The following is a 19,694-nucleotide window of genomic DNA, read 5'->3' on the forward strand; positions in this document are numbered from 1 at the left end:
GAAGTGGCACATGTCAGGGACGGACTGGACACTGAGGACATGACGACGATGTTCATTGAAACCGAAGATACCCCGAATCCCGCTACGCTGAAGTTTCTTCCGGGACGCCCCGTAACCGGAGATTCGCGTACGGTCGATTTTGGAGAGGCCTCAGCTGCTGAAGGTCGTTCCGAGCTGGCTGAAACGCTTTTTGCTCTTCCAGACGTCAAGCGCGTCTTTCTGGGCAGCGATTTCGTTTCCATCACCAAGGCGCCCGACGTCAGTTGGGGAGACATGAAGCCGGTCGTGCTCAGCACGCTCACGACGTTCTTTGAGAGCGGCAAGGCTGTGCTTGCTGGCGGTGATGAAGCCCTGAAATACGATGTTGCGCCGGAAGATGCAGACGTTGTGGTTCGGATCCGCGATCTGCTGGATACGCGTGTTCGTCCGGCGGTGGCTGGAGATGGTGGCGATATTGCTTTCCGGGGCTACAAGGACGGAATTGTTTACCTGACGATGCAGGGCGCCTGTTCCGGCTGTCCGTCTTCCCGCGCGACGCTGAAGCATGGTGTTGAGAACATGCTCCGTCATTATGTGCCGGAAGTGCAGTCTGTCGAGCAGGTCGAGGACTGATTTATGGACGACCAGACGTCTCTCCCCGTGACGGAGACCCCGTGTTCCGGCCCTATGCCGGGCGCCGAGGTTCTGTTTACACAGGCCCGCACACCACGGGCTTTTTCCCCGCGGGCTGTTGGGGAAGACGTGTTGCGGCATTTGTACGATCTGGTGAAGCTGGGTCCGACGTCCGGGAACTGCTCGCCGGGACGCTTTGTGTTCTTGACGACGCAGGATGCCAGGGAGCGGCTTCGGCCTGCCCTGTCTCCCGGAAACGTCGAACGGGCCATGTCGGCTCCTGTTCTGGTTGTTGTCTGCCACGATCCGCTGTTCTTTGAGACGCTTCCCCGACTTGGGTGTGATGAAGGGCTGCGGGACTGGTTTGCGGCAGATGTCGGCCTGTCGGAAGAAACTGCTTTCCGGAATGGTACGCTGGAGGGGGGGTACCTCATTCTGGCTGCCCGGATGCTGGGCCTCTCTGCAATGCCAATGTCGGGATTTGATTCGTTCATGGTCGAAGATGCGCTGCTAACCACTTCGGGATGGCGGGCAAATTTCCTGATTGGTCTTGGTTACCCGGCAGAAAACGAGCCTCATCCGGACCATGCCGCGCCTCGTGCCCCGCGTCTGGACTTCGGCGAGGCGTGTCTGTGCCTGTGAGGACTGTGGTTTTCAACGGCGCAGGTGCAGGGACGGGAACGACCAATCTTATTGCTCTTGTTGAAGACGGACGTGTCGTTGCGGAAAAGCTTCTGACCGGACGAGGCGCATCCGAGCATTTTGCGCCTGCCCTGAGATCCCTTCTTGAAGACGGGCAGTGGGTCGAGGCTCCGGATGCGGTCGTTGCTGTGATAGGGCCAGGATCTTTTACGGGTTTGCGGGCGTCTCTGTCTTTGGCCGCAGGACTGGCCGCTGGGTGGAACTGTCCGACAATCGGCGTCACGTTGGGCGCTGCGATCCGGGCGACGCTTGGACGGCCGGATGTTGCCTGTGTCAGTCTCGCGCGGCGGGGACGGTTCTTTGTTGACCCGCCGAATGGAGATGTTTTCGCAATCTCTGCGGACGATCTGGATGAGACAGTGTTTTCTGCGATAGCGGGCGATGGACTTCAGGAGCGCTCTTCGTGGAAATGTCCCACGATCCCCTGTGTTGCTCCGGATGCGCTTGGAATCGTCCGTGCAGCGCAGGGGCAGACGGCTGGTCCTCTTGGCCCTCTTTATGTTGATCCTCCGGAAGCAAAGCCGCCTGCGGCTGGACTGCGCCCGCTTCCCCAATGACAGCCGCAAAACCGGACCAGGTCTTTCAGGATCTGGGTGTGGACGGCGCGCCTTTGCTGGCGGCCTTGCATGAAGAAGCCTTTCAGGGCGGGGAAGTCTGGAATGAGGCGGCGTTTGCCTCGTTGCTCTCCATCCCTGGAACTGAAGCGCTGGTTGTGACTCTGGAAGGGCAACCTGCGGGCTTTATTCTGACCAGAACGCTTCTGGATGAAACGGAAATCCTGACACTTGCTGTCTCTCCCCGCTTTCAGCGACGGGGATTGGGACGTCAGCTGATTGAGAAAATCTTTCCAAAAGGTCAAATATTTCTGGAAGTATCCGTAAGTAACACGACTGCGATGGCGCTTTATGAGGTCTGTGGATTTGTCCGGGCTGGCGTAAGGCGTGGTTATTATCAGGATGGAAGTGATGCCATCGTCATGACCTCTAAGATTTGACAATCAGAAGACAATAAAAACCGCTATCTTCCTGAACGTGAGTTTCGTCTATTATCTGGTGTCCAAGTGCTCGAACGGCGGTGGAAACATTGCGCTTGGGTTCTTCACCTTTGATTAAAACCCGGAGTTTTTGGCCGGAAGTCATGGAGTCCAGACGGGTGCGAACATACACAGTCGTCATTGGGCAACGCTTGTCTCTGACGTCGAGTGGAAATATTTCATATTCTGTCATGTCTCGTCTGCACCTTGTTTTTGCTTGATAGTAGTCAAAATTCACTGATAGAGAACTGCCCGTTTCCGGATGAAGGACTTTATATTATGTCGCAAGAGACAGCAGACCTTGATCTGCGCCACCTGACTGCGCAGATCGTTACCGCTTATGTATCCAGCCATGACATCGGAGCTGACGCGCTTCCGGGTCTTATTCGCTCGGTACATGATTCCCTTGCGAATGTTGATGTGCAGGAAGAAGTACCGGCTGAGAAGCCAGTCCCGGCTGTGCCGCCTCGCAAGTCGGTATTCCCCGACTACATCATCTGCCTTGAAGACGGTAAGAAGCTGAAGCTGCTCCGCCGTCATCTCAAGACAGCTTACAACATGACGCCGCAGGAATACCGCGAGCGCTGGGGCCTGCCGCCGGAATATCCGATGGTTGCTCCAAACTACGCAAGCCACCGGTCTTCCCTGGCTCGCAAGATCGGCCTCGGCCGTCGTCGCGACGACGATTGATCATGTTTCCCGGCTTCCTGACCCTCATCCGCAGGAAGCCGGTATTTTTATTTGCATCTCTGATTGGACAAATGGTCCGTTTTTCGGCTAGGCCGCTGTTATGGTCGTAGATACGAAAGTCGCGGACAGACGCACCCGCACGCAAGGTCGGAAGCCAGCTGGTTCCGCCGTTGTGGATGATTCGCCCATTGCCCGCCTCTGTGTGGAGAATGGTCTGAAAATGACAGGACAGCGCAGGGTGATTGCCCATGTGTTGTCTGAAGCTGACGATCATCCGGACGTCGAAGAGCTGTATCGCCGCGCATCGGCTATAGACAGCCGTATTTCTGTGGCCACGGTGTATCGCACCGTTCGTCTGCTGGAAGAAAAGGGCATCCTTGAGCGTCGTGATTTCGGCGGTGGGCGTGCCCGTTATGAAGCCAGCGACAGTGGCCACCATTATCATCTCATTGACGTGGATAGCGGCCGGGTCATCGAATTCGAAGATGACGAGCCCGTCCGTCTCCTGACGCAGATTGCACAGCGTCTTGGATTCGATCTCGTTTCTCACCGTATTGAGCTGTTCGGACATCGTCTCGAAAAAGAGACCCCGAAGCGGCCGCTTCCCAAGAGCAGGAACAAGAGCGACACATGAGCACCAATTCGGCCGAGGATAAAAACTCAGCGCCAGCCCATTCGCTCGTCAGCAGTGAAGAAACGCTGAAGCAGATGGAGACTCTCTCCACGTTGGCTCTGAACCGCGATGGCGGCTTCCAGGAGCTTCGGGGTGGGTCTCTGGGGGTGCGGATTGCGGAGACTGAGGCCGAGCGTGATGCGGCTCAGGCGCTCCGTTACAAGGTCTTTTTTGAAGAGCTTGGTGCTCATCCCGATGAGCGTACGTTCCGTACCAAGCGCGACGTGGACGAGTTTGACGACGTCGCGGATCATCTTCTCGTCATCGATCACAGTATCGGGTCGGGTGCAGAAGGAGTTGTGGGCACCTATCGTCTGCTGCGTTCTGATGCTGCCGAGAAGATTGGCCGTTTTTATACGTCTTCCGAATACGATATCTCGACCCTGACGGAATTTCCGGGACGTTTGCTGGAAGTCGGACGCTCCTGCGTCGCGCGGGAGCATCGTGGTCGTTCGGCAATGCAGCTTCTGTGGCGTGGTATCGCGTCCTATATTTTCCTTCACCGGATTGATGTGCTGTTTGGCTGCGGAAGTCTGCCCGGAACAGACCCGGATGCACTGGCCGACCAGCTGACATATCTGCATCACAACCATCTGGCCCCGCCGGCTCTTCGTATCCGCGCCCTGCCAGACCGTTATGTGGAAATGCTGCGGACCGATCCTCACACTCTTGATCATCGTGCGTGCCTGAATAAGCTGCCGCCGCTTATCAAGGGATATCTCCGTCTGGGCGGATATGTGGGTGACGGTGCAGTGGTGGACGAGCAGTTCAACACGACGGATGTTGCCGTTCTGGTAAAAAGCGAGCTTCTGGCGGACAAGTACTACCGTCACTATGAGCGCCGCCTTCGGGACGCTCTCGACTCCTGACATCCCTGTAACGGTCGGGCTGACATGGCTCGGCCGTTTTTTCATTTTGATGGATGGTCGTCTTCATGACTTCGACGCTCCCTGTTCATGGCTGGCGGCTTGCTGGCCTGATGGTGCTGGCGGGGGCGTTTGCGGCCCTGTCTCTGCCGCCCGTTTGTGCACTTTTCACGTTGCCCCTCGGGCTTCTGGTCCTGTACCGCGCCGCTGAGGATGCTGCGTCCTGGAAGGGCGCTGCTTTGTATGGCTTCCTGTTCGGGATGGGGTTCCACACTGCAGGTCTGTACTGGCTGACAAACGCTATCCTGACACGCGTGCATGAATTCTGGTGGGTGGTTCCGTTTGCCTCCCCGGGTGTGTCCCTGATTATTGCTCCACTGATCGCGGTTCCGGCTGTTCTGTGCCGTCTGGTTCCGGCGGGCTGGAGGCGTGTGCTGATGTTCGGCGGGAGCTGGACCGCTGTGGATATGGGGCGTGTGCTGATCTTCTCCGGCTTTCCCTGGAACCCGCTGGGAAGCGATCTGGAACTTCCGGGGCGGTTTGGTGATGCGCTGATCCAGCCAGCTTCGGTTCTGGGTGTGGATGGTCTGACCCTTGTGCTGGTTCTGGCCTCTCTTGCGATCTTCCGTGGCCGGAGAGCGGCATTGCTGGTTCTGGCTGGTGCTGTTCTCTGGGTTGGTGGAGGTTTCTGGCGGTTGTCGATTTTGCAGCCGCTGCCGGTCATCAATCCGCGTGCTGTTCTGGTGCAGGGGAATGTTCCCGAGGCAGAAATTATTGACCACAAACAGAGCGTCGAGAATTTCCGTCGGTATGTCCGGATGACGGCGCAGGGCGTTCAACAGGCTCGACTGATGGGAGACGATAGGCCGAGTGTTGTGATCTGGCCGGAATCAGGTTTTCCGGGCTTGCTGGATGAAGATGATCTTGCCCGGCAGATCATTGCACATGCTGCGGGTGGTGCTCCGGCCATGATTGGCTCTGACCGTGAAGAAAACGGTCACTGGTATAACAGTCTCGAAGTTGTGGACCAGGATGGGAAAATCGCTGCGATCTATGACAAGAGCCGTCTTGTGCCGTTTGGCGAATATCAGCCCTGGATTTTGCCCTTTAATATCCTGCCGGGTGTGTTGACGCCTGGGCCGGGACTGAAAACCTGGACCATGCCGGATATTGGCAAGGTGGGGCCGATGGTCTGCTATGAGATCATCTTCTCGGGCTCCGTTGTTGCACCTCATGATCGGCCGAACTGGCTTGTCACTATTTCCAATGATGCCTGGTATGGAGACAGTGCGGGCCCACGCCAGCATTTGGCGACCGGGCGGATGCGGGCTGTTGAAGAGGGGCTTTCGGTTGTTTTCGCGAACAATACCGGCATTTCCGCAGTTTACGATGCAGCCGGGCGTGAGACAGCCAGACTGGGGTGGGGAAAGACGGATGTGCTGGTCAGCAATATTCCGTCTCCGCTGCCACCCACGCTCTTTTCCCGATATGGACGCGCCATTCCGCTCGGTCTGTCGATTGTCTGTGTTCTTCTGGCTTTCTGGCCGCGTCGGCGGGGTGAGAGAGTCTTGGTTGCAATGCGTTAAAAAGGTTAATATTGACAATCTAGGGTTGTTTTATTTACCTTCTCTTTCTTGATTGGGAAGGGAACTACATGACAATCGGTCACGGTAAGGTCGAGCCGAAAAGTGCCGCCGCTGCTGGGCCAGTCGATGTGCATGTGGGGAACCGTATTCGTCTTCGGCGGACTCTTCTGGGACTGTCCCAGGAGAAGCTTGGTGAGGCGCTTGGCCTGACCTTCCAGCAGATTCAGAAGTACGAGCGTGGTGCCAACCGTGTTGGTGCCAGCCGTTTATACGATCTGGCGCGTATTCTGGACGTGCCAATCGGCTTTTTCTTTGATGACATGCAGGATGGTACCCCCAAACCTGCGGCTTCCCCTGCTCCTGCCTTTGGGGCCGGATTTGCGGAAACACAGGCGACGTTTGGTGGTCCGCCTCCGAAGGGTGCGGCTCCCGCCCCGCCGCGCCTTTTTGATCTTCCAGTTGATGAAGCCGCGCTTTTCAGCCGTCGGGAGACGGTTGATCTTGTAAGGTCTTACTATCGCATTCCAGATCAGTCTGTCCGCAAGCGGATGCTGGATCTGATCCGGACGCTTAGCGCACCTGACGATAAAGCGGCCTGAAAGGCCCCCGCCGGATTACTCCCGGCGGAGAATACTGTCGTTCAGGAAAGACGAAATCTTTCCGGCTTTGAAATCCGCGCGGAGGCGATCTTCGTCATATTCTGTGCGGACCCAGTCCATGAAGGGCAGGCGGCCTTCAGCTTCGGCTCTGTAACGCAGAAAGAATGCGTCCAGAATACCGGTTCTGGAACGGTTGAAATGACCAAAGCGCCAGTGAAGCTGCTTCAGGGCGTCTGTCGCGGTTCCACCTTCAAACATGGTCACCAGCCCTGAGGCCAGTCCCGCACGGTCTGCGCCGGACTTGCAGTGCATCAGCATGGGGAACTGAAGCGTCTGATACATGTCGTAAAAGCGCAAGATACGGTCCTTGTGTGGAGCGCCGCGGCTTTCAAAGGCCATATCCAGATGCGTCAGGCCAACCTGCTGACTGGCCCGGCGGGACAGTGCATCAGAACCGCATTTGCGGTGTCCACGCAGATTGACCAGCGTCTTCAGGTGCAGGCGATGGGTCAGCCTCCGCAGGCGAGAAGGGGTTGGGTGATTGCAGCGCCACACCTTCCCTGGAATGACCTCTGAAAGGTTCGTCCAGCCGAGGCGGAAAATGGAGTGGTCTACGAACAGGCTGTCCCACCAGGCGCGTCTCAGATCGGCGGCAGAGGTAATGCGGCCTTCAAACATGCGGATCTCTCCTTGACTGTGGGTGCCGGGTGAAAGGCGTGTGGCTGCGGTGTGTCCCATTCCAAACAGGGATGCGTCAACTCCGGAAAAATGCTAATATCGTGGTATGCGCTGGCTTTCTCTTTCCCTGACGTTGTCCTGCCTTTCACTGGGGGGATGTGGTGTTGGTTCCATGTTTGACGGCCCAGCCGCAGACATGACGGCGTTGCCGCCACCGGGGGCCGGTCCGGATCGGGGAGATCACCACCGGCGCCGCCCTCATCCGAGCGGTATGTCTTATGCGGATGATGCGCCGGTTATGCCTATGCCCCCGGGAGCCATGAGTGAGGATAGCCGTCCGCATGAGACCAGTAGTCCCTCATCAGAAGGCGTCAGCTTTGGGGCTGGTGGTCCTGGAGGAAACACGGCGGACATTACGCCACGGCCGGCGGTTCCAGACACGGAAGTCTCTTATGGGCAGAACAGTGGGAACTAGTTTTCTGCTGTGACCTGACGGGGTGTCTTCATGATTGCGTAACCTTTGGTGTGCTAGGGCGAAGCCAGTCCTTTTCCCCGGACCGAGCGACGCCTTGGAGATCAAATATGCCCGATCAGGTCGAGACAGATATTAGAGAACGTCTTGCTTTTCTGGGTATCGGCGCCGCGGAAAAAGCCCTGATCAGCCGTATTGGCCAGCAGGTGAGGCAGACGCTTGGGCCTGCACTGGATCGGTTTTATCGTCGGGTTGATGAGACCCCGGCCCTGTCTCGGTTCTTTTCCAATCCGCTTCACCAGAAATCGGCCCGCACTCAGCAGGAGAAGCACTGGAGCCGTATTCTAGATGGCGATTTCGGGCCTGATTATGTTCAGAGCACGAAGGCTATTGGTAACACCCATGCCCGGATTGGTCTGGAGCCTCAATGGTATATTGGAAGCTACGGGCTGCTGCTTGAGGGGATTGTTTCGGGATTCCTGCGTGAAGCATGGCCGCAGCCACCACAGGGATTTTTCCGTCGTCTTTTTCGAAAAGCCGAGCCCGTTCTGCCTGTTGAGGAGGCTACGCGCAGGGTAGGCCTCCTGATTAAAGCCGCGGTGCTGGATATGGAACTGGGTCTTCAGACCTATACCCTGAACATGGATGATCAGGAGCGATCAAGGGCTGAGAAAGAGCGGACTGAGAGTCTGACCGCTCTGTCTGAAGCCCTCGCCGATGCGCTGGAGCGGATGGCGAAAGGGGATCTGGTGCAGGAAATTGATCCGGATCTGGAAACCGAAACAACCCGGATGAGTGGTGCGTTCCAGAATGCTTGTGCCGGTCTGAGCCATATCGTTCATGCCGTGCGGTCTACATCCGGGGTGGTCGAACATCGTGCAAGAACACTGAGTAGTTCATCGGAAGATGTTGCCTGCCGGATTGCCGAACAGGTTCAGGCTCTGGGGACAGTTTCCCGCAACATTACGGAATTGACGACCTCCGTGAAGGAGGTGGCTGAAGAAGCCCGACAGGCGGACGAAACAGTAGAGGCCTGTTGCAATGAAACAGGGCAGGGCACGGAAATTGTTAATCGCACGGTTGAAGCGATGGCGAAAATTTCCGAGTCCTCGACCCAGATTGTGCAGATCATCAGTGTTATTGATGAAATCGCATTTCAGACAAATCTGCTTGCTTTGAATGCTGGCGTCGAAGCTGCAAGAGCGGGGGATGCTGGCCGTGGTTTTGCTGTTGTGGCTCAGGAAATTCGAGCTTTGGCTCAGAGATCGACAACGGCTGCACGCGAAATCAAGGAACTCATTAGCAGCAGCATGGAAGACGTCGAACGCGGTGTGAAAATGGTCGATGAAACTGGTGCGGCGCTCGGGAATATCACCACATCTGTCAGTCGTCTGGGAGAAGCTGTTGGGGAGATTGCGTCTGGTGCGGAGGAGCAGGCCTTAAGGATCATGGAGATCAACGCCAGCACAACCCAGCTGGAGGCCGTCACGAAGACCAATGCAGCCATCGTGCAGGAAATGAGCGGTTCCAGTCAGGAGTTGGTGGGGGATGCGGCAGAACTGATGAAGATCGTCATGAACTTCAAGGTTCGTGACGATCAATCTGCCTTGTCACAGTCCCGTACCGGTTTGGCGTTTTAGTCTGAAAGATGACGTGCTTCTTCTGGAAGCATGATGGGGATGCCATCCCGGATTGGAAAAGCCAGCTTCGCGCGGGGGCTGATAAGCTCCTGTGTGTCCCGGTCATAGGTCAGGGGGCCTTTGGTTACCGGACAGACCAGAAGGGACAGGAGGCGGGGGTCAAGTTCAGCGTTCATGATTATTCCATGCCCTTTGCCAGAAGATCCAGCAAGACCCCTGCACGATCATCCAGTGTGCCTGCTTCAAGAAGCGCTTGTTTCTGTATGGGACTGAAAGGGACAAGCATGGGTAGGACAACCAGAAGCATCTCGTCATCCATCTCGTCGATCAGGGACCAGTCCGTCTGGAGTTCGTGGGCCGTCAGGTAGTCTTTCAGTCGGCTCAGAAGTCTGGAACGATTGATGGGAGAAGGGTCACTCTCCACCAGATCAGAGAAAAACGGAGAGGCGTCGATCGCCCCTTCGCGCCAGCCCCGGCGCGTCAGACCTTCCATCAGAAGCCGGAAACGGGTCACGCCCAGCAGGGTGACCGAGAATGTCCCGTCCGGGTGTTCCGTGAAACTGGTGATGCGTCCGAGGGTGCCAATATCGTGCAGGACGGGAAGAGGGTCTTCCTCGTCGTCTTCCTGCGGCTGGATCATTCCGATGAGCCGACGTTCGGCGAGCGCGTCCTCCAGCAGGGCAACGTAGCGCGGTTCAAAAACGGTCAGCGGGAGCTGCCCTCCCGGGAGCAGCATGGCTCCGGATACGGGAAAAAGCCCGACACGGGGAGGAAGATCGGCCAGCGTCAGGTCCATCAGGGCCGGAACCCTGCGGGGAATGTCGCTGAGATCTACGAATGTATCAGGCGTTCGGGTCATAGGCTCACGAGAACAGGAGGGAGGAGAGTTTGCGGCGTGCGGACAGGGTTATGGGATCGGTATGGCCCCAGGCTTCAAAGAAACGCAGGAGTTCGGTCTTCGCGGCGCCCTCGTTCCAGTCGCGGTTCTTGCGAATGATCTCGAGAAGAAGATCAGCGGCTTCAGCCCGTTGACCGGAAGCGTTCATCGCGGCGGCCAGTTTCAAAGCAATATCGAAGTTTGACGGATCAGCTTCGGCTTGTTGGCACAGCGTGTCCAGTTCGGATGCGGCTTTGGCACCTTCTTTCTTGAGTGCCAGAGCAGCACGGGCTCCTGTGATTTCTGGGTGAGCGTCCAGCTTTGCCGGAACCTGACCGGAGGCTTCTTCCGCTCCTTCAATTTCATCCAGAGCCAGAAGCGAACGCAGAAGGCCACCCCAGGCTTCCGGGTTTTCCGGCTCAACGTCCAGAAGCTGTGCATAGAGTTCTACAGCTTCAGCTGGCAGGTTTTCAATCAGTGCTTTCTTGGCTTCTGCAAGAAGATCGGCGGACGGCATTGTGCCCCCCGTTGTCTTCAGCAGGGTTTCAACAAAACGACGGATCTCTCCTTCAGACTGCACACCCTGGAAAAGATCGAGGACCTGCCCTTTCCAGAACGCGACGACAAGGGGAATCGACTGCAAGGGGAGGCCCATCTGGGCAAGCTGGGCTGCGAGGGATTTGTTGGCCTCGACATCTACTTTGACAAGGCGGACACGCCCTGCCGCAGCGCGGATGACTTTTTCAAGAACAGGGGTGAGCTGCTTGCAGGGGCCACACCAGGGAGCCCAGAAATCCACCAGAATGGGTGTTTGCTGGCTGGCTTCAACCACATCAGCCATGAAAGTCGTCTGGTCAGCGTCAATGATAGGGGAGGGAGTTCCCTGTGATGGAGACTGGCCGATCAGATGTTCGTCAAAAGTGCTGCTCATGAAAAGGAGGCCATCCTGCTGGAGAAATCCGGTTTTCCGAAAGATCGGGGTTGATGGGGATCAGTGCAAGAGGACTTTGAGCTGAGGGAAGCTGGGATAGCTCAGGAAAAGGCGAGGGATCCCCATGGAATCGGAAGAAATGGAAAATTAGTCTGCCTGATGTGTTTTCCCTCTTGCGCAGGTTGCGAAGTTCGGTAATAACACCGCCCACGGAACGCGGGTGTAGCTCAGGGGTAGAGCACAACCTTGCCAAGGTTGGGGTCGTGGGTTCGAATCCCATCACCCGCTCCAGTATTGAAAAAGACGCCTTCGGGCGTCTTTTTTCGTTTCTAGTGCTGGATATTTTTCTCATCAGGAAAATGCTTTTCAGAGTGTCTTCCCTCTTGCAGACTCTGCCGGTTTCCGTCATAAGCCGCATCACGGAACGCGGGTGTAGCTCAGGGGTAGAGCACAACCTTGCCAAGGTTGGGGTCGTGGGTTCGAATCCCATCACCCGCTCCAGATTGAAAAAGACGCCTTCGGGCGTCTTTTTTCGTTTTCAGCTATGATTCCGTTTTCTGAAAACCATTCCAATCAGGTTCAAAAAAAACGGCCAGTCAGGAGAACCTGCTGGCCGCTGTTTCTGATCTTCGGAAAGCGTTTGGGCTTAGAAGAACTGGATGTGGCTCTTGAAGCCTAGCATGGCTGCGTCATGCAGGGCGGCCTGGCCACCCGGGCGGAAGTAGTACTGGAAGTCAGGCGCGAACGTCACGCCGCGCATCACATGGATACGGTAGTTCGCTTCAAGCACTTCGCCGTAGTTCTGGATGCCGTAGGACCCATTCATGAGAGACATGCCGCGGGCAAGCTGCAGGCGCTGCGTGTCTGAGACGCTGCCAGCAACGCGGACATAGGTAAAGTTCACGCCGATGCCGTCCAGGGGACGAGCCTTCCAGAAGCCACTGTCCACAAACCCGATTTCATACTGCTGGGCACGGGTCTGCGTGCGGGGGCTGTTGGCATAGAAACCGGCAAGAACGATCAAGCCTGCATCCGGATTGCCCGGGGTATGGTGACGTAGCACCATCTGGTCCACCAGTGCCCATGCAGCCCAGGAGTAGTTTACCGTTCTCTGTGGCAGGCCTGTTATGACGAACGGATTGCCGTTGATGTCATAGTAGTTGTCCTTGTGAGGCGCATTGTCGATCGCGTAGCCGACCTTGTAGTGGCCGGGCAGGTGATCTTTGCCAAACAGCGGTTCCCAGCCTGCTTCAACAGGCACGGCCTGACCGTTGATATCGGCGCCGTTGAATTTGAAGCCTGTCCGGTACTGGACGTTGTTGTAGATGCCGGCCTGCGCGAAATACACACCCGTCTGGATGTAGGTACTTTTGGTCGGGCGGACGCGGATACGCGCTGCCCAGACGGCGTCTGGGTAAGACGAATGGGTCGTATTGTCAGACGATGCCTTGGGGTTACCGCAGAAGGCATTGTTCTGGAAGTTGCAGTACAGCGGGTTGGCGGAGAAGTCGTTCAGGAACGGAATACGGCCTGCGGCAACGTCGAAATGGCCGTTTCCGAGTGTTTCTTCGCCGTAAGCATAGACAAGGTGGACCACCACGTTGCCGCCAGCACCGTAGATTTCGGAGCTGGGGTTGAGGTTGTCACCGAACATGCGGCTGGCCGGAATACCGTAACGGCCGACAACGACAGCATGGGTTGAAAAGCCACGGATACCGGCGAGCTTTTCCCAGTCGATGTCATTTTCAAGGCTGTACTGGCCAGCATTGCTGCTACCCTGGCGCAGTCCATAGCCAGGTGTTGGCTTGGTAATGGCGCCAGTATATTCGTTAGTATTGTCCATCATTAGCGCAATACCACGATCACGCAGCCACTTATTCCAGCCGAAAGGGTTGGTCAGCAGCGCTTCAGGCTTTGGAAGCGGCGGAACCTGTTCCTTGTCGAAGGACAGAATGGTGAGTGGTGTATTAACGCGGACGCTGGGGTTTTCCGAGTTCTGATCAGGCCAGTCCATCACCGTGATAGGCGCGAGGACATGAACTGTCGTGACCTTCTTGCCAGGGGCTGACTGGACAACGGTCGTTACGGGGGGAGGAGCCTTGGCCGTGCTTTCAGCAGCGGCGATGGCGGGCGTAAGCGAAACCGCACAGGCTGCGGCATAGAGATGCAGGCGAGACAAGTCTCTTATCCTCGGGTATCAGGTTGCGAGATCTTCGTAACACTTTATCGGGGATAAAGAACAGTCATTGTGAGATAAAAATCTCAAAAATCACGTTCATATGATACGAACTGTGGTTTTTAAGGAACAGATGCAGCTTGTACCAGAGGAAAGAAGTTGTGATCCGTATAATACGGATCACAAATCCGTATTACTTTGCAGCGGCCAGTGCTGCTTCGATCACTTTACCAGCTTCTTCCTTGCCGGCCCAACCTGTCACCTTGACCCACTTGTTCGGCTCAAGATCCTTGTAACGCTCGAAGAAGTGTTCGATGGCTTTGCGGGTGATTTCCGGCAGATCATCGATGGACTTTACGTCTGTGAACTGCGGGTGGATTTTGTCGTGCGGAACACAGATGATTTTCTCATCCTGGCCGCTTTCATCTTCCATCTTCAGCATGCCGATCGGGCGTGCACGGATGACGGCACCCGGAACAACGGCGGCTGGAGCCAGCACGAGGGCGTCAGCAGGATCGCCGTCAGCGGCGAGTGTGCCCGGAATAAAGCCGTAGGCGGCCGGATAGGCCATAGGAGTGAACAGGAAACGGTCTACGAAGATCGCACCGCTTTCTTTGTCCACTTCGTACTTGACCTGGGACCCCTGCGGGATCTCGATAACTACGTTAATGTCGTTCGGCACGTCCTTGCCGGGCGAGATCTTGGAAACGTCCATGATGTTCATGTCCTGAACTGGTTTTAAGACGAACGAACATTAACGGTCCTTCAGCTTTCTGCCCAGTGCGGAAGAAAAACACCCAGAAACGCAGAACGCCCCGGCGTAAGGCCGGGGCGTTCATACGGAAAGCCAATGATTAGAAGATCAGTGGGCTCAGAGAAGTGGCTGGGCGGCCTTCAGCGCATTGTGGCAGGCTGCGCGGCGGTCATCTTCATTGGTATAAGCCACGAGATAATAGCGCTTGCCGTTGCTGTTGAAATAACCAGCCGTGCCAAGAGCATAGTCGTCATTGCCGACTGTCTGTTCGGTAGCCTTGTACTTCTCGCTCAGGCCATACAGAGCCGGATTGCCTTCGTCGTAGGACAGATACTGCAGCTCGATGCAGTAGTTCATGATTCCTGCGAGGTTAGCGGGAGAAACGCCTGTAAAATCCTTGCCTGGCGTGCCCTGAACGGCTGGCGGTGGCGGCGGTGACTGTTCCTGTGCCAGAGCGGCCGACGAAACCATACCGAGGCCAACTACGAGGCCAAGAGCGGGCACGATACGACGAAACATGGACGGTATCCTTTCTGAGACCCTGTCTTCCGCGGCACCCCGCGGTTGAAACGGAACACTTCTCCCGTTTGCGTGAAAAGAAAAGCCCGTTGCAGAACATTTCTTCGTGAGCATTCAAAAGGTGGGGTCAAGATAAGGAGAGCGGGCATCGAAGAAGACACGGTTTGTGGTTAGCTCGGTGGAAATCACATCCAGGGCTGTCAGGGCTGCGATCAGAATAAATCGCTGTCTGGGACGCGATTCGGTTGTTTCACAGTCTCTGAGGCGCTGGATGGCCAGCAGGGTGGCACGCAGGGTTCGGCCATAATGGCCGTGATACCGGCCGCTGAAGTGGCTCATGCGGGCCAGAACGAGGTTCAGGGCCTGATGGGCGCGTGGACTCAGGGCAGCGTCATGACTGATGGCCCGCAGACGCAGCAGGTTCAGCATGACACGCATGGCGGACAGGATGCCTTGCAGGTAGGCATGAACGACGGGGGAAGGGGTATCTGCCGAGTTGGTCATGAGGCGGACGAAACGGTCCACGTTGCGGGAGACGATCACATCCAGTGTGGTGTCATTTTTTCCATCCGCAATGTGATGCAGATCCCGCAGAATGTTTTCCCGCATGGTCCAGCGCTGATGCGCGGGGTCATAGGGCAGGAACACGCGATACATCCATGTCGTGTAGAGCAGACCCAGAACCAGCGGCAGGGCGGTATTGAAATAGACGATCTCGTCCGTTCGTCCTTGGTTCGAAGGGTCAAGCATGATGGGCAGGAACAGGTTGTACGACACGGCCGGAAGCGTCAGGGGAGGATAAGCGAAAGCGAGTCCGCCCAGCATCATGGCGACGCCGGACCACATGCCTAGCATTTCAAAGGTGGTAGGTTTGCCGAGCAGGAGCAGGTCGAGAACGCCACCGGCAAGAACCGCACAGCAGGCGCCGTGCAGAAAAGCCTGTGTGGCCAGAGCCGGTCTTTCGAGTGTGGAAAACAGACTGCATGCGATCGCGACGAACATGATGAATGTCAGGCCGCTGGGCCACGCCGTCGCAATCCAGATCACGCCGGCTCCGAAGACCGTCACGGAGGAGCGCAGACTGTTGACGATGGCCTGCCGCCAGTCCCGATAGGATCGAATGGGTTCATGGAAATGATCGTGCGGCTGTGGATTCCTGCTGGCCTCGAACTGACGAAGGGCCATACGCAGGGCGTCGATCAGTTCCACGAGGGCCTGTTGCAGCATGCCGTGGCGTAACATGGCCGCGCGATCCTCTGCTCCCGGGAGGTTCGTTCCAAAATACTCGACAACGCGGCGGCGGCAGTCCCGGCGGAGGGTTCGCAGGTCATCCAGGATCGCTTCCATGGGATCGGCTCTTTCAAGCCTGTCTGGAAGGGTTAGAAACATCTCCCGGATGCACTCTGCCTGTTCAAGAAAAGCATCATCCTGACTAAGGGGCAGGTGCATGAGCGTGGCCAGATCGAGTGCTCTGGCCAGCAGAACAGCAATGTCCGCCAGTGCAGCGCGGGTGTGATCGCCTGCGTGATCCTGACGGCCCAGTTCGACTTCTGCGAACTCGACCTGATCACCGAGTGTGGTGATACGGGTGAAGACCGGCTGCATAGTTTCCAGCGCATCGACCTTCCCGATGAGAATATCGGCGATTGTGAGCAGGGCTGGTTTGAGTGTGTCCCTGAAGGTGCTGGAGAGTTGCTGGCGGGTCCGCTTTGTCAGGCCGAGCTGGAAAAGCCCGGAGACAGAAGCCTCAAGAACAATGCCCAGCACGATATAGGTCGCGCGGGACATGGCGATTTCGAAAATGTGGTGAGGGTCGGCGATTCCATCCAGCGAAACGATGGCGTAGGTGAAGCCGGTCGCGCGCATGCCGTGGATGCGGTAATTGGTCATGGAGGCCGGGCCGGGCATGAAGGTCCCGATCAGGCAGAACAGGCCGATTCCCGCTGCCAGAAGCAGGATGAACATCAGTGGTGCCTGTGGGCAGGCCGCGACGAGGGCCACCCCCGAGATCACGCCCAGAACCATGCCGAACAGATGCCATTTTGCCTTGGCCAGACTTCGCCCGCGTGTGCCTTGGGCCACCATCCAGACGGTCAGGGCGGCCCATTGGGGGCTGCCGAGTTCCATCTTTAGGGCGATTCCCAGTGCCAGCAGGGATGTCAGGGTTGTTCGGAGGGCGTATCCGGCCATGACCGGATCGGGAGCGTAGAGCCAGCGCAGCTTGCGCAGAAGCAGCGCCGGGCTGGCGGATATCACCGGTTTTGCCAGCGGGCAAAAGGATGTCGGGTGTCTTCCATGATGTCTTCCCCCAGAGCAATACAGGCCGGCAGGTGCCATCTCGAAACGGCGGCAGCGGCTCTGGAAAGTCCTGTCGGAGACGGGAAGGCGTTAGACACATAATGCAAAAAAAGACATTTCGCCATGTCAGGCCTTGCAAAAATGCGTCAGGTAAGCGATTTCGTGCAGCAACCGCGCGCCTGTAGCTCAATTGGTTAGAGCCGGCCGCTCATAACGGCTTGGTTGGGGGTTCGAGTCCCTCCGGGCGCACGGTGTTTTATTCTGTCTGGCGTGCCCTCTGTTGCCGCCCATTCCACGTTCCACCCCGATCAGGAGACCTCGCATGGCCGCCTACCAGTATGTCTATGTCATGAAGGATCTTACAAAGGCCTATCCGGGTGGACGTGAGGTCTTCAAGGGCATCACGCTCTCCTTCCTGCCGGGCGTGAAGATCGGTGTTCTCGGTGTCAACGGTGCCGGTAAGTCCACGCTGCTCAAGGTGATGGCCGGGATCGACAAGGAATTCGGTGGCGAGGCCTGGGCTGCTGAGGGCGTCAAGATCGGTTATCTTGAGCAGGAACCAAAGCTCGACGAGAAGCTGACGGTCGGTGAAAACGTCGCTCTTGGTTTTGGCAAGCTCAAGCATGCCATTGATCGCTTCAACGAGATTTCGATGCTCTTCGCAGAGCCGATGTCCGACGAAGAAATGACAAACCTGCTGGCCGAACAGGCCGAGCTTCAGGAAATCATCGACGCAGGCGACGGCTGGGAGCTGGACCGCAAGCTGGAAATCGCTCTGGATGCGCTGCGTTGCCCGCCAGCCGACAGCCCGGTTGACAAGCTTTCCGGTGGTGAGAAGCGCCGTGTGGCTCTGTGCCGCCTGCTGCTGGAAAAGCCTGACATCCTGCTGCTCGATGAGCCGACCAACCATCTTGATGCCGAGAGCGTCAGCTGGCTCGAAAAGACGCTGCGTGATTATCAGGGCACCGTCATGGTCATCACCCATGACCGTTACTTCCTGGATAACGTCACGAACTGGATTCTCGAACTCGAGCGTGGTCGTGGCTATCCGTTTGAAGGCAACTACTCATCCTGGCTGGAACAGAAGCGCAAGCGTCTGGCCCAGGAAGAGAAGGAAGAGAGCTCCCGCCAGCGTGCACTTGCTGCCGAGCAGGAGTGGATCAACAGCTCTCCCAAGGCTCGTCAGGCCAAGAGCCAGGCTCGTATCACCAAGTACGAAGAGATGCTGGCTGCCAACTCTGAAAAGGTTGGTGGTACAGCGGATATCGTTATCACGCCGGGTCCACGCCTTGGCGGTACGGTGATCGAGGCCGAGAACCTCTCCAAGGGCTTTGGCGATCGTCTGCTGATTGATGGCCTGAACTTCAAGCTGCCGCCGGGTGGTATCGTGGGTGTGATCGGTCCGAACGGTGCGGGTAAGTCCACGCTGTTCAAGATGATCACGGGTCAGGACAAGCCGGATGGTGGCTCACTGAAGATCGGCGAGACCGTGAAGCTTGGCTATGTTGACCAGTCCCGCGATACGCTGGATGCCAACAAGACCGTCTGGGAAGAGATTTCCGGGGGTACGGACGTTATTCAGCTTGGCAAGCGGACGGTCCCGTCCCGTGCCTATGTGGGAGCGTTCAACTTCAAGGGTTCTGACCAGCAGAAGCGTGTCGGCATCCTGTCGGGTGGTGAGCGGAACCGCGTTCATCTTGCCAAGATGCTCAAGAAAGACAGCAACGTTCTGCTGCTCGATGAGCCGACCAACGATCTTGACGTTGATACGCTGCGTGCTCTCGAAGATGCTCTGGCAGACTTCGCTGGCTGCGCCGTGGTCATCTCCCATGATCGCTGGTTCCTTGACCGTCTGGCAACGCATATCCTCGCTTTCGAGGGCGACAGTCACGTTGAGTGGTTCGAGGGTAACTTCCAGGACTACGAAGAAGACAAGCGCCGCCGTCTTGGACCGGATGCGACCGAGCCAAGCCGCATCAAGTATCGCCCTCTGGCCCGCTAAGACGGACCGTTCCTTTTGCTCGTCACCGGGGCAGGGTAGTCTGTCCCGGTTTCTGACGGTTTGAGGAGGCCCGTTTGCTAGGGCGCGAACTCCGTACTGCACGTCTGGTTCTCACTCCGGTCAACTGGCCGGATCTTGAGGATATGATTGCTCTCAAGGCTGATGCCGGTGCTTTCGGGCAGATGCTTGGCGGCGTGCGAAGCCGCTTTGATACGGAACAGGAAATGGCTGAGGACGTTGCGTTCTGGGCTAGGCGCCGTATTGGTATTTTTGCCATCCGTGAGAATGGACGCTTCGTTGGGATGACGGGCGTTCATGAACGTCCGGATGGTCGTGGCCTTGGGCTGAGATTTTCCATTTTTCCATGGGCTGCCGGACGGGGGCTCGCGCGCGAGGCGGCAGCTGCTGCAATCCGGTATGTTCTGGATGAAGGAGAGCCACGTATTGTGGCTGTGGCCAAGGAAGACAATCTGGCCTCCCGTGTTGTGCTTGGCAGTATCGGCATGCGGCATGTCGATACGTTCGAACGCGATGGCAATACGATGTTTCTCTACGAAATAACGTCCGGCTGACACGGGGCAGGGAG

The 19,694-nt window shown here is 57.1% G+C and carries 22 protein-coding genes and 3 tRNA genes; 16 read left to right on the forward strand and 9 right to left on the reverse strand.

What is annotated here, in order from left to right; all coding sequences use genetic code 11:
• Positions 1 to 48 precede the first annotated feature (48 nt).
• From AC3B6F_RS07810 to rimI, 4 genes are read left to right on the forward strand one after another with little or no spacing between them, the layout of a single operon-like run.
• Positions 49 to 612, forward strand: coding sequence for a NifU family protein (locus AC3B6F_RS07810; protein WP_026017565.1), 564 nt, complete (start codon positions 49 to 51; stop codon positions 610 to 612).
• A 3-nt stretch (positions 613 to 615) separates the two neighbouring features.
• Positions 616 to 1,254, forward strand: a complete 639-nt coding sequence (locus AC3B6F_RS07815) for a malonic semialdehyde reductase (RefSeq protein WP_489823911.1) — start codon at positions 616 to 618, stop codon at positions 1,252 to 1,254.
• 5 nt (positions 1,255 to 1,259) lie between these two features.
• The gene (gene tsaB / locus AC3B6F_RS07820; protein ID WP_489824010.1) at positions 1,260 to 1,871 is read left to right on the forward strand and encodes a tRNA (adenosine(37)-N6)-threonylcarbamoyltransferase complex dimerization subunit type 1 TsaB; all 612 of its coding nucleotides are present in this window, start codon (positions 1,260 to 1,262) and stop codon (positions 1,869 to 1,871) included.
• Entirely contained in the window at positions 1,868 to 2,308 is a 441-nt protein-coding gene (rimI, locus tag AC3B6F_RS07825) for a ribosomal protein S18-alanine N-acetyltransferase (protein WP_489823912.1), read from the forward strand. Before tsaB ends, rimI begins: the two co-directional genes overlap by 4 nt.
• Here rimI and AC3B6F_RS07830 read toward each other — a convergent pair.
• Positions 2,298 to 2,540 carry a sulfurtransferase TusA family protein gene (locus tag AC3B6F_RS07830; RefSeq protein ID WP_062025690.1) on the reverse strand — a complete coding sequence of 81 codons (243 nt, stop codon included), beginning with the start codon at positions 2,538 to 2,540 and terminating at the stop codon, positions 2,298 to 2,300. The two genes, rimI and AC3B6F_RS07830, sit on opposite strands and share 11 nt — an antisense overlap.
• Before the next feature lie 86 nt (positions 2,541 to 2,626).
• Here AC3B6F_RS07830 and AC3B6F_RS07835 point away from each other — a divergent pair, with 86 nt between their 5' ends.
• From AC3B6F_RS07835 to AC3B6F_RS07855, 5 genes are all read left to right on the forward strand, one after another.
• Positions 2,627 to 3,037, forward strand: a complete 411-nt coding sequence (locus AC3B6F_RS07835) for a Ros/MucR family transcriptional regulator (protein WP_010503551.1) — start codon at positions 2,627 to 2,629, stop codon at positions 3,035 to 3,037.
• Between the two features lie 100 nt (positions 3,038 to 3,137).
• A complete protein-coding gene (locus AC3B6F_RS07840) occupies positions 3,138 to 3,671 on the forward strand; it encodes a Fur family transcriptional regulator (protein ID WP_010503553.1) in 534 nt (177 codons plus the stop codon).
• A gap of 74 nt (positions 3,672 to 3,745) precedes the next feature.
• Positions 3,746 to 4,579 carry a GNAT family N-acetyltransferase gene (locus AC3B6F_RS07845; protein ID WP_023943927.1) on the forward strand — a complete coding sequence of 278 codons (834 nt, stop codon included), beginning with the start codon at positions 3,746 to 3,748 and terminating at the stop codon, positions 4,577 to 4,579.
• A 53-nt stretch (positions 4,580 to 4,632) separates the two neighbouring features.
• On the forward strand, positions 4,633 to 6,162 hold the full coding sequence (gene lnt, locus AC3B6F_RS07850; RefSeq protein ID WP_489823913.1) for an apolipoprotein N-acyltransferase: 1,530 nt from the start codon (positions 4,633 to 4,635) through the stop codon (positions 6,160 to 6,162).
• A 68-nt stretch (positions 6,163 to 6,230) separates the two neighbouring features.
• Positions 6,231 to 6,761, forward strand: a complete 531-nt coding sequence (locus AC3B6F_RS07855) for a helix-turn-helix domain-containing protein (RefSeq protein WP_489823914.1) — start codon at positions 6,231 to 6,233, stop codon at positions 6,759 to 6,761.
• Between the two features lie 15 nt (positions 6,762 to 6,776).
• Here AC3B6F_RS07855 and AC3B6F_RS07860 read toward each other — a convergent pair whose 3' ends face one another.
• Complete coding sequence (locus AC3B6F_RS07860; protein ID WP_010503561.1) at positions 6,777 to 7,439, reverse strand: protein-tyrosine phosphatase family protein; 663 nt, start codon at positions 7,437 to 7,439, stop codon at positions 6,777 to 6,779.
• Positions 7,440 to 7,545: 106 nt separating this feature from the next.
• On the opposite strand from AC3B6F_RS07860, the gene AC3B6F_RS07865 reads away from it, so the two are divergent.
• Positions 7,546 to 7,914 carry a hypothetical protein gene (locus tag AC3B6F_RS07865; protein ID WP_426066763.1) on the forward strand — a complete coding sequence of 123 codons (369 nt, stop codon included), beginning with the start codon at positions 7,546 to 7,548 and terminating at the stop codon, positions 7,912 to 7,914.
• A gap of 107 nt (positions 7,915 to 8,021) precedes the next feature.
• Positions 8,022 to 9,551: a methyl-accepting chemotaxis protein gene (locus AC3B6F_RS07870; RefSeq protein WP_489823915.1), complete on the forward strand. Its 1,530-nt coding sequence runs from the start codon at positions 8,022 to 8,024 to the stop codon at positions 9,549 to 9,551.
• Here the strand turns inward: AC3B6F_RS07870 and AC3B6F_RS07875 are convergent.
• From AC3B6F_RS07875 to AC3B6F_RS07885, 3 genes are read right to left on the reverse strand one after another with little or no spacing between them, the layout of a single operon-like run.
• Positions 9,548 to 9,727 (reverse strand): Trm112 family protein, encoded by a 180-nt coding sequence (locus tag AC3B6F_RS07875; protein WP_010503567.1) that lies wholly within the window; start codon positions 9,725 to 9,727, stop codon positions 9,548 to 9,550. The genes AC3B6F_RS07870 and AC3B6F_RS07875 overlap by 4 nt on opposite strands.
• Before the next feature lie 2 nt (positions 9,728 to 9,729).
• Positions 9,730 to 10,410, reverse strand: a complete 681-nt coding sequence (locus tag AC3B6F_RS07880) for an LON peptidase substrate-binding domain-containing protein (RefSeq protein ID WP_010503568.1) — start codon at positions 10,408 to 10,410, stop codon at positions 9,730 to 9,732.
• A 4-nt stretch (positions 10,411 to 10,414) separates the two neighbouring features.
• Positions 10,415 to 11,359, reverse strand: coding sequence for a tetratricopeptide repeat protein (locus tag AC3B6F_RS07885; protein WP_489823916.1), 945 nt, complete (start codon positions 11,357 to 11,359; stop codon positions 10,415 to 10,417).
• A gap of 216 nt (positions 11,360 to 11,575) precedes the next feature.
• Here AC3B6F_RS07885 and AC3B6F_RS07890 point away from each other — a divergent pair.
• Positions 11,576 to 11,650: transfer RNA gene (locus tag AC3B6F_RS07890), tRNA-Gly, on the forward strand.
• 135 nt (positions 11,651 to 11,785) lie between these two features.
• Positions 11,786 to 11,860 (forward strand) — tRNA-Gly (locus AC3B6F_RS07895).
• Between the two features lie 145 nt (positions 11,861 to 12,005).
• Here the strand turns inward: AC3B6F_RS07895 and AC3B6F_RS07900 are convergent.
• The 4 genes from AC3B6F_RS07900 to AC3B6F_RS07915 all read right to left on the reverse strand — a co-directional run bounded on the left by AC3B6F_RS07900 (position 12,006) and on the right by AC3B6F_RS07915 (position 17,061).
• Positions 12,006 to 13,538 carry a carbohydrate porin gene (locus AC3B6F_RS07900; protein WP_489823917.1) on the reverse strand — a complete coding sequence of 511 codons (1,533 nt, stop codon included), beginning with the start codon at positions 13,536 to 13,538 and terminating at the stop codon, positions 12,006 to 12,008.
• Positions 13,539 to 13,728: 190 nt separating this feature from the next.
• Positions 13,729 to 14,250, reverse strand: coding sequence for an inorganic diphosphatase (ppa, locus tag AC3B6F_RS07905; RefSeq protein WP_010504179.1), 522 nt, complete (start codon positions 14,248 to 14,250; stop codon positions 13,729 to 13,731).
• Between the two features lie 156 nt (positions 14,251 to 14,406).
• The gene (locus tag AC3B6F_RS07910; RefSeq protein ID WP_010504177.1) at positions 14,407 to 14,808 is read right to left on the reverse strand and encodes a hypothetical protein; all 402 of its coding nucleotides are present in this window, start codon (positions 14,806 to 14,808) and stop codon (positions 14,407 to 14,409) included.
• Positions 14,809 to 14,922: 114 nt separating this feature from the next.
• Positions 14,923 to 17,061 (reverse strand): FUSC family protein, encoded by a 2,139-nt coding sequence (locus AC3B6F_RS07915; protein ID WP_489824011.1) that lies wholly within the window; start codon positions 17,059 to 17,061, stop codon positions 14,923 to 14,925.
• A gap of 220 nt (positions 17,062 to 17,281) precedes the next feature.
• Here AC3B6F_RS07915 and AC3B6F_RS07920 point away from each other — a divergent pair.
• The 3 genes from AC3B6F_RS07920 (at position 17,282) to AC3B6F_RS07930 (ending at position 19,680) form a co-directional block, all read left to right on the forward strand.
• Positions 17,282 to 17,355 (forward strand) — tRNA-Ile (locus AC3B6F_RS07920).
• 73 nt (positions 17,356 to 17,428) lie between these two features.
• A complete protein-coding gene (ettA, locus tag AC3B6F_RS07925) occupies positions 17,429 to 19,108 on the forward strand; it encodes an energy-dependent translational throttle protein EttA (protein ID WP_489823918.1) in 1,680 nt (559 codons plus the stop codon).
• 74 nt (positions 19,109 to 19,182) lie between these two features.
• The gene (locus AC3B6F_RS07930; RefSeq protein WP_010504171.1) at positions 19,183 to 19,680 is read left to right on the forward strand and encodes a GNAT family N-acetyltransferase; all 498 of its coding nucleotides are present in this window, start codon (positions 19,183 to 19,185) and stop codon (positions 19,678 to 19,680) included.
• The last annotated feature ends 14 nt before the right edge of the window (positions 19,681 to 19,694 follow it).

It is taken from the genome of Gluconobacter sp. ESL1110 (assembly GCF_058107395.1).

What these genes read in the sequence shown, in the direction of transcription:
- ettA (WP_489823918.1), top strand. Translation starts at nt 17,429, where the DNA reads ATGGCCGCCTACCAGTATGTCTATGTCATGAAGGATCTTACAAAGGCC.
- AC3B6F_RS07855 (WP_489823914.1), top strand. Translation starts at nt 6,231, where the DNA reads ATGACAATCGGTCACGGTAAGGTCGAGCCGAAAAGTGCCGCCGCTGCT.
- AC3B6F_RS07910 (WP_010504177.1), bottom strand. Translation starts at nt 14,808, where the DNA reads ATGTTTCGTCGTATCGTGCCCGCTCTTGGCCTCGTAGTTGGCCTCGGT.
- AC3B6F_RS07875 (WP_010503567.1), bottom strand. Translation starts at nt 9,727, where the DNA reads ATGAACGCTGAACTTGACCCCCGCCTCCTGTCCCTTCTGGTCTGTCCG.
- AC3B6F_RS07815 (WP_489823911.1), top strand. Translation starts at nt 616, where the DNA reads ATGGACGACCAGACGTCTCTCCCCGTGACGGAGACCCCGTGTTCCGGC.
- ppa (WP_010504179.1), bottom strand. Translation starts at nt 14,250, where the DNA reads ATGGACGTTTCCAAGATCTCGCCCGGCAAGGACGTGCCGAACGACATT.
- AC3B6F_RS07860 (WP_010503561.1), bottom strand. Translation starts at nt 7,439, where the DNA reads ATGTTTGAAGGCCGCATTACCTCTGCCGCCGATCTGAGACGCGCCTGG.
- AC3B6F_RS07835 (WP_010503551.1), top strand. Translation starts at nt 2,627, where the DNA reads ATGTCGCAAGAGACAGCAGACCTTGATCTGCGCCACCTGACTGCGCAG.
- rimI (WP_489823912.1), top strand. Translation starts at nt 1,868, where the DNA reads ATGACAGCCGCAAAACCGGACCAGGTCTTTCAGGATCTGGGTGTGGAC.
- lnt (WP_489823913.1), top strand. Translation starts at nt 4,633, where the DNA reads ATGGTCGTCTTCATGACTTCGACGCTCCCTGTTCATGGCTGGCGGCTT.
- AC3B6F_RS07880 (WP_010503568.1), bottom strand. Translation starts at nt 10,410, where the DNA reads ATGACCCGAACGCCTGATACATTCGTAGATCTCAGCGACATTCCCCGC.
- AC3B6F_RS07865 (WP_426066763.1), top strand. Translation starts at nt 7,546, where the DNA reads ATGCGCTGGCTTTCTCTTTCCCTGACGTTGTCCTGCCTTTCACTGGGG.
- AC3B6F_RS07885 (WP_489823916.1), bottom strand. Translation starts at nt 11,359, where the DNA reads ATGAGCAGCACTTTTGACGAACATCTGATCGGCCAGTCTCCATCACAG.
- AC3B6F_RS07830 (WP_062025690.1), bottom strand. Translation starts at nt 2,540, where the DNA reads ATGACAGAATATGAAATATTTCCACTCGACGTCAGAGACAAGCGTTGC.
- AC3B6F_RS07870 (WP_489823915.1), top strand. Translation starts at nt 8,022, where the DNA reads ATGCCCGATCAGGTCGAGACAGATATTAGAGAACGTCTTGCTTTTCTG.
- AC3B6F_RS07845 (WP_023943927.1), top strand. Translation starts at nt 3,746, where the DNA reads ATGGAGACTCTCTCCACGTTGGCTCTGAACCGCGATGGCGGCTTCCAG.
- AC3B6F_RS07840 (WP_010503553.1), top strand. Translation starts at nt 3,138, where the DNA reads ATGGTCGTAGATACGAAAGTCGCGGACAGACGCACCCGCACGCAAGGT.
- AC3B6F_RS07810 (WP_026017565.1), top strand. Translation starts at nt 49, where the DNA reads ATGTTCATTGAAACCGAAGATACCCCGAATCCCGCTACGCTGAAGTTT.